The sequence below is a fragment of the Desulfobacterales bacterium genome (assembly GCA_034520365.1).
Taxonomy (GTDB): domain Bacteria; phylum Desulfobacterota; class Desulfobacteria; order Desulfobacterales; family Desulfosalsimonadaceae; genus M55B175.
The window spans coordinates 652,112-666,349 of record JAXHNP010000007.1 but is presented as its reverse complement, the minus strand read 5'-3'; the positions used below and the strand labels follow the sequence as shown (position 1 = coordinate 666,349).

Sequence of the window (14,238 nt, the reverse complement as noted above, 5' to 3'; positions counted from 1 at the left end):
AAACGCGGAATTTTTACAAATCAGGGCAGGAGTCTTTGGATCAGGTCCTCGCATTCCTTCCGGGTCATGATCCTGGGCACCGGATAGTCGGGATGGGCCTCATCCAGAGCGCGCCTGGCGATCAAGGGAATATCTTCTTCCTTAAGCTCCTTTATATAATCCGGAAGACCCATATTTTTGTTCATGGTTTTTATTTTTTCGATAAACCGGTGGGAAAGCGCTTCCTCGGATTCGTCCGGGTTGCCGATGCCGCCCGCAATCGCCAGGCGGGCCAGTTTTTGCTCGGCATCTTTTCGACAAAAATCGAGGACATGGGGAAGGATAATCGCATTGGCCAGTCCGTGGGCAACCCCATAGAGGCCGCCCATGTTATGGGCGATCGCGTGCACATACCCCACATACGCCCGGGTAAAGGCGGTGCCTGCATAAAAAGAAGCCAGGGCCATGTTATGTCTGGCTTCAAGGTTGGCCCCTTCCTTATAGGCGGTTTCAAGGTTTTCAAATATCAACTGGGTCGCTTTTTCGGCATTTTCATCCGTAAACCTGTTGCCGTTTACTCCGATATAGGCCTCAACCGCATGGGTCAGGGCATCCATGCCGGTCGTGGCGGTAATATGCGGCGGCAGCCCCACCATGAGTTCCGGATCCAGGACCGCAATTTTGGGGATCAGCTTAAAGTCATTAACCGAAAACTTTTCATGGGTATCCGGATCGCTAATGACCGCGGCAACAGTAGTTTCAGAGCCGGTCCCCGCGGTGGTGGGCACGGCAAAAAAGGGCGGAATCGGCAGAAACACCCGAAACATGCCCTTCATTCTCCGGACGCTTAAATAGGGATTGGAGATTCTTGCCCCGATAATCTTGGCGCAGTCAATGGGGGAGCCGCCCCCAAAGCCGACAATACTGTCGCACTTGTTCTCCTTGTAGAGCTTCCGGCCCTCCTCCACATTTTCAATGGTGGGATTGGGCTGCACCTCATCAAAAATGGTGTACTCCACCCCGTTTGCCGTAAGGGCGGAGAGCAATCCTTCCGGCAGCTTCAAATCCATCAGGATCCGGTCTGTTACCACCAGCACATGCTTTAAGCCCCGGATTTTTATGTTTTCAGCCAGCTGCCCCACACTGCCCGGTCCGGTCAAAAGCGCCGGCACCGGAAAGGGAAAAACCCCGGCAACGACTTTCATCACCCCGTGCTGGGCCCGATACATTTTTTTCTTTACTGTCCAGATCATTTTTTCTGCCCCCATCGGCGATCAATTTTAATGTGTTTTTAATCCGTTAAAATAATACGATTCTTGCGCATTGCGGATTTCCTGTAATCCCTATCCGAATATCAAACCCGTACAGCCGGCGCAACTGATTTGAAAAAATCAAATTTATCAATCCTTATTGGGCCGGGGCCTCGCTGTACAAGGCCTGGTCCGCCTTTTGCGTTATTCGCATTTTTTTGATAATATTGCCAGCGATTTATCAGCGGCCGCAAAGCGTCTTCTTGATAACTTGAGGTTCAAAGTTCACGGTTCAATGTTTAAAAACTCAGTGCCTTAGTGCATTTAAAATTATTTTTAGGCTCGATCCCGGGCGCACGGCCAGGGAGGATTACTTTTGCCCAAATTGAGCGGACAAGGGAAAATAAAAAAAGCGATAAAGGATCAAATATGGTGGATCAAATCTGTATTGACTGGCTGAGTATCGGGCCCGAACTGGATCTGACCTTTTCCGGGCCGGCTGATTCTGCTCTCGCACCGGCGCGCCGAACCGCCTGCCGGCAGCATATCGCCAAAATCGCCGGAAAAATCTTTGAAAAGCGATACGGGGCAGTCTTCAGCATACCCGTATCCTTTGACGACGAATCCTTATTGATCCGCGTCAAGCCAAAGATAGAAACCCTGCCGCAGCTATTATCCGTTTATGTCAGTCAACCGGAAACCACGGGGTATCTGGCCGCAGATATCCGCTGGTGCTGGGCGCAGCTTGCCCCGATGGCAAAAAAAGTGCTGACTTCAGAAAACCGGGCCATAGAGGTCCAACAAAGCGAACAGGTTCAGGGCGCCCTTGAACGGCTGGATGCCATCAGTTTTGCCTGCGAGAAAAAGGGCCAATGGGAAGACCTGGATCTGGCCGAGGCCAAAAGCAATCTGTCGGTCATCTATTTTTCCCGCAACCGCGACGAGCTGGTGCCGGCCATGAACGCCTACTTTGAAACCAAATACCCGGGGGACGGGGACAGCCATAAAGGGACGCAGCCGGCATTTGACTTTCTCTCCGGCCTGCTCCAGGAAGAGGCGCGGCGCAGGCAGAATGGATTGAGTAATAAAATCGGGGCCAGGTCCGCCCTGGAATAAAAAATATCAAGTATTACAGAAATCCCGGGGCTTAACTATCCCACCCCGCCATAGGGCAGATAAAACAGCAGACCCAGAAAATGCAGCACGCTGCCCGCCAGGACAAAGACATGCCAAATGGCATGGTGATAAGGCAGGCGCTTGCTGACATAGAAAACAATCCCCGTGGTATAGAGCAGTCCGCCGGCAACAATATAGATCAGCAGCCCCTCAGGCAGCATGGTGAGCATCGGCTTGACGGCAATCACCGCCAGCCAGCCCATGCCGATGTAGATGGCCAGCGATATTTTTTTAAACCGGCCCAGAAACGCCAACTCAAAGATCAGCCCAACCAGCGCCAGGGTCCAGATCAGCCCAAAGAGTGTCCATCCCCATGGGCCCCGCATGGCTACCAGCAGAACCGGTGTATAGGTGCCGGCGATCAGCATAAAAATGGCGGAATGATCCATTAAGCGCAGAAAGTGCTTGATCCGGCCGTTGGGAAACGCGTGATACAGGGTGGATGAGAGATAAAGCATGAACAGGGACGCCCCGAATACTGAAAAGCCCACCACCCGCCAGATATCCCGATAGTTGCCGGCGTAAAGGATCAGCATAATCAGTCCGATAACAGCCAGGACCGCCCCGACCCCATGGGTGACGCTGTTGACGATCTCCTCGCCAAGGCCGTATTTCGGTGGCTCTTTTTCCGTATGGGCGGATCGATTCTGGGAACTCATAAATTGGCCTTGTTCACCCTATACCTGTTATAATCAATTCTGCAGCTGGCTATTATAATCCGCCCGCCGGTTTTCTACCTGAAACGCCGGTGATTTCGCCCATCTGATACCGCTTGACCAAATCCTTGTAGATATCGATGGCCACCTGATTGAATCCGAGTTCATCCTCGGTCAGCTCCCGCACCGCTTTGGCCGGGGCTCCCATAATCAAGGACCGGGGTGGAAACGATTTGTGATAGGGGATGAAGGCATTGGCTCCGACGATGCTATGTTCGCCGATCTCCACATGCGACATGATGGTTGCATGCATACCGATCATCACATCCGCTGCGATCCGGCAGCCCCGGACCACCGCGCCGTGGCCCACCGTAACGCGCTCACCAATGACAACCCCGGCTTCCATATCGCTGTGAATGACAACATTATCCTGGACATTGGTATCTTTGCCAATCTCAATCCGTCCCTCGTCGCCCCGCAATACCGCATTAAACCAGACACTCGCCCCTGCGGCAATAACCACCTCCCCGTAAATCCGGGCGCCTTCTGCGATAAATGCGGATTCATGGATATCAGGCCCTAAGGCGCCGCCGCTATTGCGCTGTTCCATCCCCTTTTGCCTCACGTGTTTGGGTTATAGACAAGTCCATGTTGACCATCTCTTAAAAAGCGGTTTCTGGTTTGTTGCGACCTGTTCCATAAAAATTAAAGCTGAAAATACAACTCACAAGTAAGTTAGTCCCGGGATGCGGTCTTTCTTAAATTGACAAAGCCGCCCATGGTTGATAAATACGCATATTTTCTAACATAAATTTTTCTAGTTAAAAAGGAGTTTGAAATGAAGCATGCCCGATTTTTATTCATCTTAGTTCCTCTAATGCTCATTATCAGTTGTGCCCCAAAAACCTTTGTAAAGACCCTGGAGCCCACCTGGGCCACTACTGAACTGCGGAAAGACATCTCCTACGAAGAGGCTTGGAATACGGTGGTTGATACGCTGGTCAAAGATTTCGATATGGAAGTATTATCCAAACGCGATGGCTACATCCGGACGAATTGGCTCTATACCTGGACCGGAAAAGTCAACCAGCGATATCGCGTCCAGGTTACCTGTAAGTTTACGCCGGACAAAGAAAAACTGGAAATGAAATCGGAGGCTGAATATAAAGGCCCGGGGGGATGGACCCGAGGCTATGACACCCGCCTACTTTCGACCCTGAAATCCGATATCATGGGCAAAATTGGGCGAGCCACCCGATAGGAAATTATGGAATGCGAAAATACATTACCCCCTTTATCCTCTTAATGGCATTGATCCTGATCTGCGGGTGCGGAAAAAAGCGGCCACAGACATTTAACCCCGTGTCCAATCCGAGTTGGAGCACTTTTGAAATTCGTGAGGATATTAATTTCAGCCAGGCTTGGCAAACAATTAATGATATCCTGATCGATAATTATCAGTTGGAATTTATCAATAAAGATATAGGCTATGTAAGAACATCCTGGCAGTATGGATACAACGAAGATTACGAAGGAAAATATCGCAGTATGGTGGAAATAAAATTCAGCCCTGACCAGAATACGATTAAAATCAGAACTACATCGCATTTTAAAGAAGATGATGATTATTGGGTGGAGGGCACAGACTCCAAACTGATCTCATCATTGAAATCAGATATTTTAGGCCACATTGGGCGAACTTCACGTTAAGAGAATACTCTCAACCTACTAAACCTTCGGCTTTTGCGATTAGCCCTGGACGGCTTGCCCGGCCGGGGCTATTTGTATCAATATCCCAAAATGCGAGGCAATCATCATGCTGAAGCGGGAGCACCGCACTACCAACCCGCCCAGATCTGCAGAATGCTGCCGCGAATGGCCGGCACGGCGAGATTGTAATTGATTTTCATCGGGACCATTTCCAAAATCCCTTATAGTGCCTTGCGGGCGGCAAGCAGGCCGATGCCGCTTAGAATGGCCAGCCCGCAAAAAATCAACACCATACCCACCCCCTCCCAGAACAGAGGCACTTCACCCAACTGGAGCCAGGCGGCGAGCACCCCCAGCACCGGGGTGGCCAGGGTCCCGAGTCCGGCCATGCCGGCGGGCATCTTCTGCAGGGCGAAAAACCACAAGGTCCACGCCACGGCCGTGGCCAAAACGGCGTTGTAGATCACGGCGGCTATAAAATACGGCGTCCAGGCAATCGGCCGGGATTCAACGAACACCGCGATTAAGAGCAGCGGCACCGCTCCAATCATTAATTGCCAAGCGTTTAAAGCAATTAGATCCACCTGCACGAGTGACCGGAAACACTTGTTCCAAACTCCGGCAAGCGCCCAGGAAAATCCGGCCAGACAGGCCAGGACCGTACTTGCGAGATACGGATGGGTCTGCCAGGGATGGAACAGACAGATAAGCCCAACAAAGGCGAGCCCGGCAGCCAGCCACTGCCCGCGACGCATGCGCTCGTCCAGAAGCAGCCAGGCAAACACAATAAGCCAAAACGGCATCGTATAGACCAACACCGCTGTTTTCCCGGCCCCGCCGCTGACCAGTGCCCAGATAGAGAAACCGAAAAATCCGCTTGTCTGCAAAAGCCCCAAAAGAAAAACCCCGGGCAATGACCCGGGTGAGAGCCCCCGGCCGGAATAGGCGGCCACCAGAAACAGCACGCCACTTCCGATCAACGCGCGCATAGCGCCGAAGGCAAACGGCCCGCAAAAAGCCAGCGCGGTTTTCATCACGACCCAATTATAGCCCCAGATGCAGGCGAGAACGCCCAGGCCGATTACCGGAAGCCATTTGCTGTCATTTCTCATTGATTGATCCGCCATAAACCCGAAATAAGATTGATACTCTGTTCAATTTACGGGCAACTCTAATACCCTGCAAATAAAAAGGGGCTCTGCTGATGCAGCAAAACCCCTTAGCGGTTGTCCGAGCCGTTTCACCGGCGCCCGTGCCGATTAGTAAAGGAAAATACAATGAAAGCGGTATGATGTCTGTATAAATTTAATAATTATGGAATCAAGTTTTATACCCCATCCTTTCTTTTACCTTTTTTCTTACCGAAGCTGGCGTCCACCAACTATTCTCTATTCTTTTTTCCAAGTCTTCATTTGAAATTAGACAATTAATATTTTGTCTTATCTTACTCAGATAAGTTCGATCTTCATTAATATTTTCAAGTCGAGTCACAATGTCTTCAACAGGACCAATCTCCATACCGATCCAGCGGCGGTTTTTTATTTCCGAGACAGCATAGGTTGTTCCTGATCCACCAAAGGGGTCAAATACCAAATCACCGCTGTCCGAGCCCAACTCGATAATACGGTCTAAAAGTTTAATTGAAAGTTCATTCGAGCCATTTCTTCTTTTGTATTTTTTATGCCTGACAGGCGGGATATCCAACCAAACATCAGTTAAATTAACGCCATCCGGATTCATTTTATGCTTATATCCCCCATAATCCTTCAAATCGCCGGAACAGTGCGGGCAAATACTCATAGGCAAACGATCCGGATGAAACCGGTTGGGCTTATCCCCTTTACAATAATATAAAAGGGAATAATGAGATGGATAAAGCCGGCCTTTAATTGGCAAGCTATACTTGATATCCACGGCAATCCAATGCCGGAATGTCAGCCTATCATTTAAGTAGGCGGACATATATGTATTCCATTTCGGCAAATTCCAGATAAATAGGCTTCCCCCCGGTTTCAGTATACGGATACATTCCTCAGCCCATCTTTCGCACCACATGAGATACTGGTCACTTTTTAAATCGTCATCTATATTTGAGGGGTAAAGTTTTTTTAAATTAAATGGAGGGTCAGCAAATATTAGATCAATGGTGTCATCATCGATATTTTTCATCAGGTCCAAACTGTCGCCTTGGTATAATCTTCCCAAGCCTGTCTCATATACCGGAGCAGGCATCGGGAGCCTTTCATTTTCGCTTTCGACCTGGGAGCTGATGAGAGAATAGATCTGATCTGCGTTCTTTCGAAGTACAGAAGAAAGCCGGCTGTCAAGCAGCCCCATTTTAAGCATCAGCTCTTCCTTATTTATACCGGTGGCATTATATATGAGTTTCATATCACTCCCGGTGGGAAGTTTATTATTATCGTTAAAATACCTTAGCCTTTCCAAAGGCATCCCCACCTGCCGAGCAAATTTTTGTGCGGATTGACCGTCCTTACTTTTTATTCCGAGCGCTTCAAAAAATAAGCCCTTCATATGCCGCCTATATCTGTCTTAAAATAGTTTATTCGCACCATTCAGTTAATAAATAACATAAAATAATAAGCTGATCAATCAATTTTTGAGGACTATAGTCTGTAGATAAAATAGCCTTTTTTCCTGTATGTATTTGTTTTCAAGGAGGGTTTCTTATTGAAGCCGGAAATTGCCTTTGGCCTGACCTTACGCCATTATAGAAAAAAAATAAAACTTTCCCAAGAAAAGCTTGCCCAGGAGAGCGGTTTGGACAGGAGCTATATTTCTTTGTTGGAAAGAGGCCTGAGGCAGCCTTCGTTGATCAGCATTTTGAAACTCTCCAAGGCTTTGAAAGTTTCACCGACTGCTATCATTTCAAAAGTTGAGACCTACCTCAATGAAAATTAAAAAAATTGATTTTCTCATCCAATCGGGAAATTTCGGCGCTTCCAGAGAATTCGAAAATATTTTGGATGAAGTCAAAAAGGCGATTTATGCAGTTGTTTGGCCGGAAAAAAACGACCTTTTTTCGCTTTATCCGGAAAAAATGGCAAACGGCGTGGTACCGATAAAACACGGATTCCTCCTTCTTCTATCGGAATTCGGCTGGAAACTTGAGCAACGAATGTCCATTGTATCCAGGCTTCGGCCCGGCCCCATAGATGCCTTAAAAAAATTATCTACTGAAAAATTTTTTGCTGTTGAATGGGAAACCGGCAACATCTCATCCAGTCACCGTGCCTTAAATAAAATGGCGGTGGGGCTTTTGGACGGCATATTGGCAGGGGGCATTCTAATACTGCCTTCACGGAAAATGTACAAATATTTAACCGATAGAATCGGCAATTACGCGGAAATCGAGCCTTATTTTCCTGTATGGCGAAACTTGTCAATTAATGAAGGGGTCCTGATTGTAATAGAAATAGAACACGATGAACTGTCATTTAATAGTCCACCCATAAAAAAAGGCACTGACGGCAGAGCACTTAGATAAAACGAAAACCCGCATTGGAATGATTGGATGAAAGCTGAAAAAAAATGGATCGATTTAGGGTGGCGCCACCCCTTGTGGAACATTATAAGAATGATCCCACCTGAGAACAAAACAAATATTAAAAAAGATTTTGAGCATAATCTCAAAAGATCCGGAAAAATTGAATTTGAGGGGCACGAACCGCTAATAATCAATGACGAGATTATTGAGTTATATTCTGAATATCAAAGAACACAAGGCGAGCTATTTCAAATTGCCTTTGAAAAACTCCGTGATGAAGATGAGGCGGTGGATTATTGCGAAAAGAATTGTTTCCCGGTAAAAAAAACAGAAACTAGAAATAAAACTCATCATCAATCCTCTGCAGCAATGGTTTCTGCGGTTACTTCTATTGCAGAAAATGTTTGTTCAACAATCGGCTTGCCAATCAATTCTAATCCCCAAGGTCGATGTGCGTGGCATCACAAAAATGAAATACTTGTTTCAGGAAGAAACCTCGATGGCGCAATACCTTCTTTAATTAATCCAGAAATAATTTGGGAAATAAAAGAATATTGGGGGAAAACCCAAGGTGGCAGCAAAATGAGTGACGCGTTATACGAATGCCACCTTATCGGATTGGAACTGAGGGATTACGAAGAAAGGGTGAACCAAAAAATTAACCATATTGTTTTCCTTGATGGAAAAGCGCAATGGAGCAGCAGGAGATCAGATCTCAGGCGGTTTATCGATATCATGAACCAGGGATTGATCGATTATTTGATTATTGGAAAAGAGGTTGAAAATGATTGGGAAGAAATACTTGAACAAATTTTAACAAATAATTTCTCGGGTTCTTATCCAAAAATAAAACCAAAAATTAGTGATAATGATTGCATAGAGCCCGAAAACGTCCTCTCCAAAGGCATGTTTCATTGCCTTTTTCCGCAGAATGTGGTTCTCACGCCACAACTAAATGAAGTATATGAACTTGCCCTCGCATATTACGAAAGCAGAATATTAAGCGAAGAAGAACTCATTCAAAATGGCGCATATTTTTCCCGCATCGGGGATCAGTTCACCAATCATTACCTTATGTGCACCGGCGAATCCGTCCGCCTGCCTCATTATTCCTCATCCCGCCTGAAATCCTTTTTTCAAAAGAATCAGTTCAGAACGGGCTATGCGACACATGGATTGTTTCCTTACAGGGGAAAATTTCATCCCCAAATGATTAAAGCCCTGATAAACGTCATGGGCTTAAAAGCCGGTGATACCGTATTGGATCCCATGATGGGATCAGGCACCGTTCCCATAGAAGCCAGCCTTATGGGAATCAGATCAATCGGAATCGATGCCAGCCCTTTTTGCCGGTTCATGACCCAAGTAAAATACAATTCACTAACCCTGCCCACCACCCCCTTGGATCGCGCAATAGAGAAAACCAAAAAACTGTTTGAAATTTTTTCTGATTTTGCAAATCAATCCGATCAGACCAGCAAAACAGAAAGTGGGACACATTCTGTTTTACCTGCACAGCAATCCCTTATGGCTGAAAAAGAGAATACTCTAAATCAGGTAGCCAACCTTATCGGCGATGACCTGCCGGAAATTTTTGATTTTTTATTTTTGGCATACCTGGACAGCGCTGGATATGCCGAAAGAAGCAAGAAAAAATCACCTTTGACCTTATTTCAGGCTATTCTTGAACGCTATGTTTTTGTAGTTAAAAAAATTCAAGATGTGATGCACAATTTCAATCTCACCCCTTCAACCGCCCTGATATTGGAAGGGGATTCCCGTCATATGGCGATCGAGGATTGCAGCACAGACGGCATAATATTTTCACCCCCGTACAGCTTTGCCATCAATTACCTGGAAAATGATGCGTACCACCTCAATTGTATAGGGGCAGATATTGATCAACTCAAAGAACGGATGATAGGGCTTCGGGGAAAAACCGTAAAAGAAAAATATGAATCATACATTGAAGATATGGATAAGCTTCTTTCAGAATGCGCCCGCGTGTTAAAACCCTCCTGTTTTTGCACGATGGTTATTGGCACCAATGATAATCAATTGAGCAAAGCGCTCGGGATTCCAAAGGAAAAAGTAAAAGGACTTCATAAAATTATTGTTGAACTTGCTTCAAACCATGGATTCACAACTGTCAGGACGCTTGCGCGGCAGATTTCTGGAATATCCAATACGATGAGGAATGAATATATCCTTTTTCTAAAGTTAAAGGATTCATAAAGGCTGATTCCGACGATCCTCCTGGCGTTCTGCCTGCTTGGCCCCCCTGCCCATTGCAAATCCGCCTTTTCCCTTGACTCCGGCGGGCATCTGCGGCTGCGGGGCTCGGTGAGTGATCCGGCGGCCGGCTCCCGGCTGACCATCCTGGAGCGGGAGCGTTTGCATGACGCGGCTTTTGAATTTCGGTCCAAGCACAGTGCACGCTTTAAACAAATCTGGCAGGTGGATCTTCATTATGAAATGATCGGCACCGGCGGCTCATGGATCTCACCCACGTGATCACCGCCCACACGGATTACCATATCTACCACCGGCTTGACCGGATAACCGTGACCGCTCGGTGGGACTGGGGCTCTCTCCGGGTCGGCCGGCAGGCGCTGACCTGGGGAAACGGATTTTTATTCAACTCCATGGACCTGTTCAACCCGTTTTCCCCGACGGATGTGGAGCGCGACTACAAAGTCGGCGACGATATGGCCACAATCCAGACCTATACCGGCGCGACCGGGGAAATTCAGGCACTTTACGTGCCGCGCCGGGACCCGAAAACGGGGAATGTCGAGTGGGAAGAATCCTCGGCTGCAGCCAAGTACCACACTTACGTGGGGCGCCTGGAGATGGATGTCATGGCCGGCGTCCATTATGAGGACATCGTGGCCGGCATCGGCTGGATCGGATACATCGGCAGTGCCGCCTGGCGGCTGGATGCGACCTATACCTGGATAGATGATGAAAGCGAAGAAAGCGGCTTTGCGAGCATTGCCGCCAACCTGGATTACTCCTGGGTCTGGTGGGGCAAGAACATGTACGGCTGGATCGAGTGCTTCTACACCGGCCTGGGGACCAGAGAATATGAAAATGTCTGGTATGACCGGGACCTCATTGACCGGATTGAGCGCGGGGAGCGGTTCACCGTGGGCCGCGTCTATTTCGACGCCCACCTCCAGGTGGAGTTGCATCCCCTGTTAGACGGCCATATCACCGTAATCACCAACCCGCGGGACCCCTCGGGCGTTTTTCAGCCCCGCCTGAGCTGGGACCCGGCCCAGAACCTGCAGATCACCGCCGGCGCAAACGTTTATTATGGGGGTTCCGATACGGAATTCGGCGGCTTCGACCTACCCGTCAACTCTTTTCAAGAAGCACCGGCGGATAATATATACTTATGGATGAGCTTTTTTTATTGAAATCAGTATTATTTGCGGGACGTACTATATGCCGCCTCGGGACTTTTGTACGCCGCGGTCTTTCTCTCCAGGCGCTCAAAATCGACCAGTCCGCCCCAGCCGGTATCCAGGGTGTCTGCCATAATCTTTTCCAAATACCCTTTTTCAACCAGATTGCCGTTTTCATCATAAATATCCTGGAGCGGGGGCGCCTTGGTGCAGTCCGTGTATTTTTCGATAAGGGCCAGGCTCCCGGCGTTTTCAAATTTTTTGTAGCCGGTAATATAAGGGAAATACCCCTCCAGCAGGCTGATCCCCTTGATCAATTTCCGGTAGCGCTTATTTCGGGAGACCCAATACAGGGCCCGGTAGGCGGATTTCTGGAGCAGCACCAAGGACAGGAAGGCCCAGTGCGGCACAAACCTAATTTTTGGTATGACGTGACCCGGAACAGGATCATTTTTCACATAGTAATCATAGCCCACGTCATGCAGGGTCCGGATACTGATCGCCTCATCGCCGCTGGCCAGCCGCAGGCTCCCCTGGTGGAACTCGTCTTTTGCCATGATATCCGAGACCACCGCCGCCACCCAATCCACGGGGACTATATCTAAAGTGTTGTTGGGGGTGGTGAGGAAGGGGAGTTTGCCCAGGTAGCCAAGCATCATGACTGTATAATGCAGATTGTAGGCCCGGGTCTTGCCGGTTCTGGCGGACCCGCCGATGATCGTGGGCTCAAAAATCACGATCCGGTCGTTGAATTCATTGATTTTGTCCAGCATGAACCGCTTGGCCTCAGCCTTGGTCCGGGCATAGGTGTTGTCCGGTTCTCCCGGATGAAACTCCGGAAAATCTTCGGGGATAGGCTTTTTGTAAATACCGTACGAATAGCCGGTGCCGATGTAATATAATGTGGCCTCTGTTAAGCCCGCGGATCTTCGATACTGCTTAATCGCATCAAACAGCCCGTATATTTTTTCGGTAAATTCCACATTGGGAATCCGGATGCTGTCATAGGGCTGGTCAAACCGCACGTCGGCCGCACCGTGAAGGATCTTTTCCGTGTTTTCAACAAGCTCCTGATAAACATCCGGAGCGATGCCCAGCCGCTCTTTTTTCACATCAATTTCAACCAGTTTGGAGCGTGCGGAGAGCTTTGCCCGGGCAGCCCGGTCCATGTCCATTGCCTGGACCAGCTTGTCAAAGCGGGCCTGAATCGTTTCCCCGTTCGACCCGTTTCGGATGGCAAAATAAAATTGCGGTTCCGGATCTTTTGTCATTAATTTTTCGATGATCACAGGGACCACAGTGCCGGTGATGCCGGTTACGAAATATTTCATCACTCCCCCTTATCAGAAGACATTGGCCAGTTTGAAAACCGAGATCAGTTTTATCGCCGGCAGAAAGCCCTTATGGGCGCAGTAGAACCGGTTTGTCCGCCCCTGAAACCGGGATTTGGTAAATTCAATACCCTTAAAACTATAAATAAAATTGCCGTACCTGTATATCAGCCGCTCAATGTTCTTTAACACCCGGGATTCATGGGGCCTGTCGTCGTCATTTAAGATCAATATGGAAAGCCCCAGATTAAGTTCTTTGATGCCCTCGGACTTAAATTTCTCCATTGCGTAAGTCATAATCGAGTAAAAGATCCCCTGCCGGAATGAATTCGAAAATCTTGATATATTGGGGACATAGCTGATAATTTCCCCGTCCTTGTAAACCGGGTCAAAAAAGATGAACCCGATGAGCTCATCATTTATATAGGCAAAAAATTTGCGCGTATCCGGCTGATGATCCATTTCCATGGGCCGGATCAAAAACCCGATTTCCCGGTTTTTTATTTTTCGCGTCGTTATCCATTGATCGGAGAGTTCACGGTAATTGGTGTCATTGCTGCCTTCCCGGATCGCCACGCCCTTTTTGCGGGCTTGATTGACCGCGGTTCTGAGAACCTGCTTTTTTTTGCCGGACAGGGTCCAGTTTTCCAGGTCCACCACGGTTTCAATGCCAAACTGGGTGGCATAGAAGCCAAACGCCTGATTCATCAACTCGGCCACCGGTTCCGTAATCTGCACAAACCCGACATTCCGATAGCGGGACAGAAATTCGCCGATCAGGGTCTCCCGGTCCTTCTCATCGCAGACCGGGTCGGCCAGCGTCATCTTGGCCCCCCATTTAGACCGATACGCGATAAAGCCCTTGCCCGGCATGTCAAAATATTCCATTCCCGGCTGAAGCAATGAGGACGACATGCAGTGGCTGCCGTATGCCCGCAGATATTCCATCCGCTCATCAAGGCTGAACCCCCTCGCTTCTGTGGTTGGCATGGCCCTTTTTGCCGTTGACGGCAGGCGATACGTGCCCTGCATAACATCACCCGGATTCATGACTTTTGACGAAAAATCAAACATCGGCATAAACAGTTCCTTTTTGAAATAAAAACATGAGGGTCGATAATGATAAAAAGCGATTTAAATGCCGCTACAAACAAACCCGCCTAAAAATCCTTTTCCCCCCACTCGAAATGTAAGTGTAAATATGACACAATTTTAATCAAA

The 14,238-nt window shown here is 48.3% G+C and carries 15 protein-coding genes; 8 read left to right on the top strand and 7 right to left on the bottom strand.

The genetic code is table 11. The features are described 5' to 3' along the window. Window positions 1–20: 20 nt before the first annotated feature. Window positions 21–1,232: an iron-containing alcohol dehydrogenase gene (locus U5L07_17125; GenBank protein ID MDZ7833470.1), complete on the bottom strand. Its 1,212-nt coding sequence runs from the start codon at window positions 1,230–1,232 to the stop codon at window positions 21–23. 426 nt (window positions 1,233–1,658) lie between these two features. On the opposite strand from U5L07_17125, the gene U5L07_17120 reads away from it, so the two are divergent. After that, a complete protein-coding gene (locus U5L07_17120; protein MDZ7833469.1) occupies window positions 1,659–2,345 on the top strand; it encodes a hypothetical protein in 687 nt (228 codons plus the stop codon). Window positions 2,346–2,380: 35 nt separating this feature from the next. On the opposite strand, the gene U5L07_17115 is transcribed toward U5L07_17120, so the two are convergent. Then, entirely contained in the window at window positions 2,381–3,064 is a 684-nt protein-coding gene (locus U5L07_17115; GenBank protein ID MDZ7833468.1) for a hemolysin III family protein, read from the bottom strand. A gap of 52 nt (window positions 3,065–3,116) precedes the next feature. Then, window positions 3,117–3,671 (bottom strand): gamma carbonic anhydrase family protein, encoded by a 555-nt coding sequence (locus tag U5L07_17110; protein MDZ7833467.1) that lies wholly within the window; start codon window positions 3,669–3,671, stop codon window positions 3,117–3,119. A 228-nt stretch (window positions 3,672–3,899) separates the two neighbouring features. Between U5L07_17110 and U5L07_17105 the strand changes: the two genes are divergently transcribed. Both U5L07_17105 and U5L07_17100 read left to right on the top strand, forming a co-directional pair. Further along, window positions 3,900–4,322, top strand: coding sequence for a hypothetical protein (locus U5L07_17105; protein MDZ7833466.1), 423 nt, complete (start codon window positions 3,900–3,902; stop codon window positions 4,320–4,322). A gap of 11 nt (window positions 4,323–4,333) precedes the next feature. Next, a complete protein-coding gene (locus tag U5L07_17100; GenBank protein MDZ7833465.1) occupies window positions 4,334–4,771 on the top strand; it encodes a hypothetical protein in 438 nt (145 codons plus the stop codon). Window positions 4,772–4,992: 221 nt separating this feature from the next. On the opposite strand, the gene U5L07_17095 is transcribed toward U5L07_17100, so the two are convergent. Together U5L07_17095 and U5L07_17090 are read right to left on the bottom strand one after the other, a co-directional pair. After that, on the bottom strand, window positions 4,993–5,883 hold the full coding sequence (locus tag U5L07_17095; GenBank protein ID MDZ7833464.1) for an EamA family transporter: 891 nt from the start codon (window positions 5,881–5,883) through the stop codon (window positions 4,993–4,995). 208 nt (window positions 5,884–6,091) lie between these two features. Then, a complete protein-coding gene (locus tag U5L07_17090; GenBank protein MDZ7833463.1) occupies window positions 6,092–7,303 on the bottom strand; it encodes a site-specific DNA-methyltransferase in 1,212 nt (403 codons plus the stop codon). Window positions 7,304–7,459: 156 nt separating this feature from the next. Between U5L07_17090 and U5L07_17085 the strand changes: the two genes are divergently transcribed. From U5L07_17085 to U5L07_17065, 5 genes are all read left to right on the top strand, one after another. After that, window positions 7,460–7,690 carry a helix-turn-helix transcriptional regulator gene (locus U5L07_17085; protein MDZ7833462.1) on the top strand — a complete coding sequence of 77 codons (231 nt, stop codon included), beginning with the start codon at window positions 7,460–7,462 and terminating at the stop codon, window positions 7,688–7,690. Then, entirely contained in the window at window positions 7,680–8,276 is a 597-nt protein-coding gene (locus tag U5L07_17080; GenBank protein MDZ7833461.1) for a hypothetical protein, read from the top strand. Before U5L07_17085 ends, U5L07_17080 begins: the two co-directional genes overlap by 11 nt. A 27-nt stretch (window positions 8,277–8,303) precedes the next feature. Continuing rightward, complete coding sequence (locus U5L07_17075) at window positions 8,304–10,511, top strand: DNA methyltransferase (GenBank protein ID MDZ7833460.1); 2,208 nt, start codon at window positions 8,304–8,306, stop codon at window positions 10,509–10,511. 108 nt (window positions 10,512–10,619) lie between these two features. Continuing rightward, window positions 10,620–10,790, top strand: a complete 171-nt coding sequence (locus U5L07_17070; GenBank protein MDZ7833459.1) for a hypothetical protein — start codon at window positions 10,620–10,622, stop codon at window positions 10,788–10,790. Beyond that, window positions 10,772–11,698, top strand: a complete 927-nt coding sequence (locus U5L07_17065; GenBank protein ID MDZ7833458.1) for a hypothetical protein — start codon at window positions 10,772–10,774, stop codon at window positions 11,696–11,698. The genes U5L07_17070 and U5L07_17065 overlap by 19 nt, the downstream gene beginning before the upstream one ends. 8 nt (window positions 11,699–11,706) lie before the next feature. Here the strand turns inward: U5L07_17065 and U5L07_17060 are convergent, their stop codons facing one another. Both U5L07_17060 and U5L07_17055 read right to left on the bottom strand, forming a co-directional pair. Then, on the bottom strand, window positions 11,707–13,017 hold the full coding sequence (locus U5L07_17060; protein ID MDZ7833457.1) for an SDR family oxidoreductase: 1,311 nt from the start codon (window positions 13,015–13,017) through the stop codon (window positions 11,707–11,709). Window positions 13,018–13,029: 12 nt separating this feature from the next. Continuing rightward, on the bottom strand, window positions 13,030–14,097 hold the full coding sequence (locus U5L07_17055) for a DUF2156 domain-containing protein (GenBank protein MDZ7833456.1): 1,068 nt from the start codon (window positions 14,095–14,097) through the stop codon (window positions 13,030–13,032). Between the last annotated feature and the right edge of the window lie 141 nt (window positions 14,098–14,238).

Excerpts from the sequence above, each read along its gene's own strand:
- U5L07_17100 (MDZ7833465.1), top strand. The coding sequence starts at position 4,334 with ATGCGAAAATACATTACCCCCTTTATCCTCTTAATGGCATTGATCCTG.
- U5L07_17125 (MDZ7833470.1), bottom strand. The coding sequence starts at position 1,232 with ATGATCTGGACAGTAAAGAAAAAAATGTATCGGGCCCAGCACGGGGTG.
- U5L07_17095 (MDZ7833464.1), bottom strand. The coding sequence starts at position 5,883 with ATGAGAAATGACAGCAAATGGCTTCCGGTAATCGGCCTGGGCGTTCTC.
- U5L07_17120 (MDZ7833469.1), top strand. The coding sequence starts at position 1,659 with ATGGTGGATCAAATCTGTATTGACTGGCTGAGTATCGGGCCCGAACTG.
- U5L07_17055 (MDZ7833456.1), bottom strand. The coding sequence starts at position 14,097 with ATGCCGATGTTTGATTTTTCGTCAAAAGTCATGAATCCGGGTGATGTT.
- U5L07_17080 (MDZ7833461.1), top strand. The coding sequence starts at position 7,680 with ATGAAAATTAAAAAAATTGATTTTCTCATCCAATCGGGAAATTTCGGC.
- U5L07_17110 (MDZ7833467.1), bottom strand. The coding sequence starts at position 3,671 with ATGGAACAGCGCAATAGCGGCGGCGCCTTAGGGCCTGATATCCATGAA.
- U5L07_17105 (MDZ7833466.1), top strand. The coding sequence starts at position 3,900 with ATGAAGCATGCCCGATTTTTATTCATCTTAGTTCCTCTAATGCTCATT.
- U5L07_17090 (MDZ7833463.1), bottom strand. The coding sequence starts at position 7,303 with ATGAAGGGCTTATTTTTTGAAGCGCTCGGAATAAAAAGTAAGGACGGT.
- U5L07_17075 (MDZ7833460.1), top strand. The coding sequence starts at position 8,304 with ATGAAAGCTGAAAAAAAATGGATCGATTTAGGGTGGCGCCACCCCTTG.
- U5L07_17115 (MDZ7833468.1), bottom strand. The coding sequence starts at position 3,064 with ATGAGTTCCCAGAATCGATCCGCCCATACGGAAAAAGAGCCACCGAAA.
- U5L07_17060 (MDZ7833457.1), bottom strand. The coding sequence starts at position 13,017 with ATGAAATATTTCGTAACCGGCATCACCGGCACTGTGGTCCCTGTGATC.
- U5L07_17065 (MDZ7833458.1), top strand. The coding sequence starts at position 10,772 with ATGGATCTCACCCACGTGATCACCGCCCACACGGATTACCATATCTAC.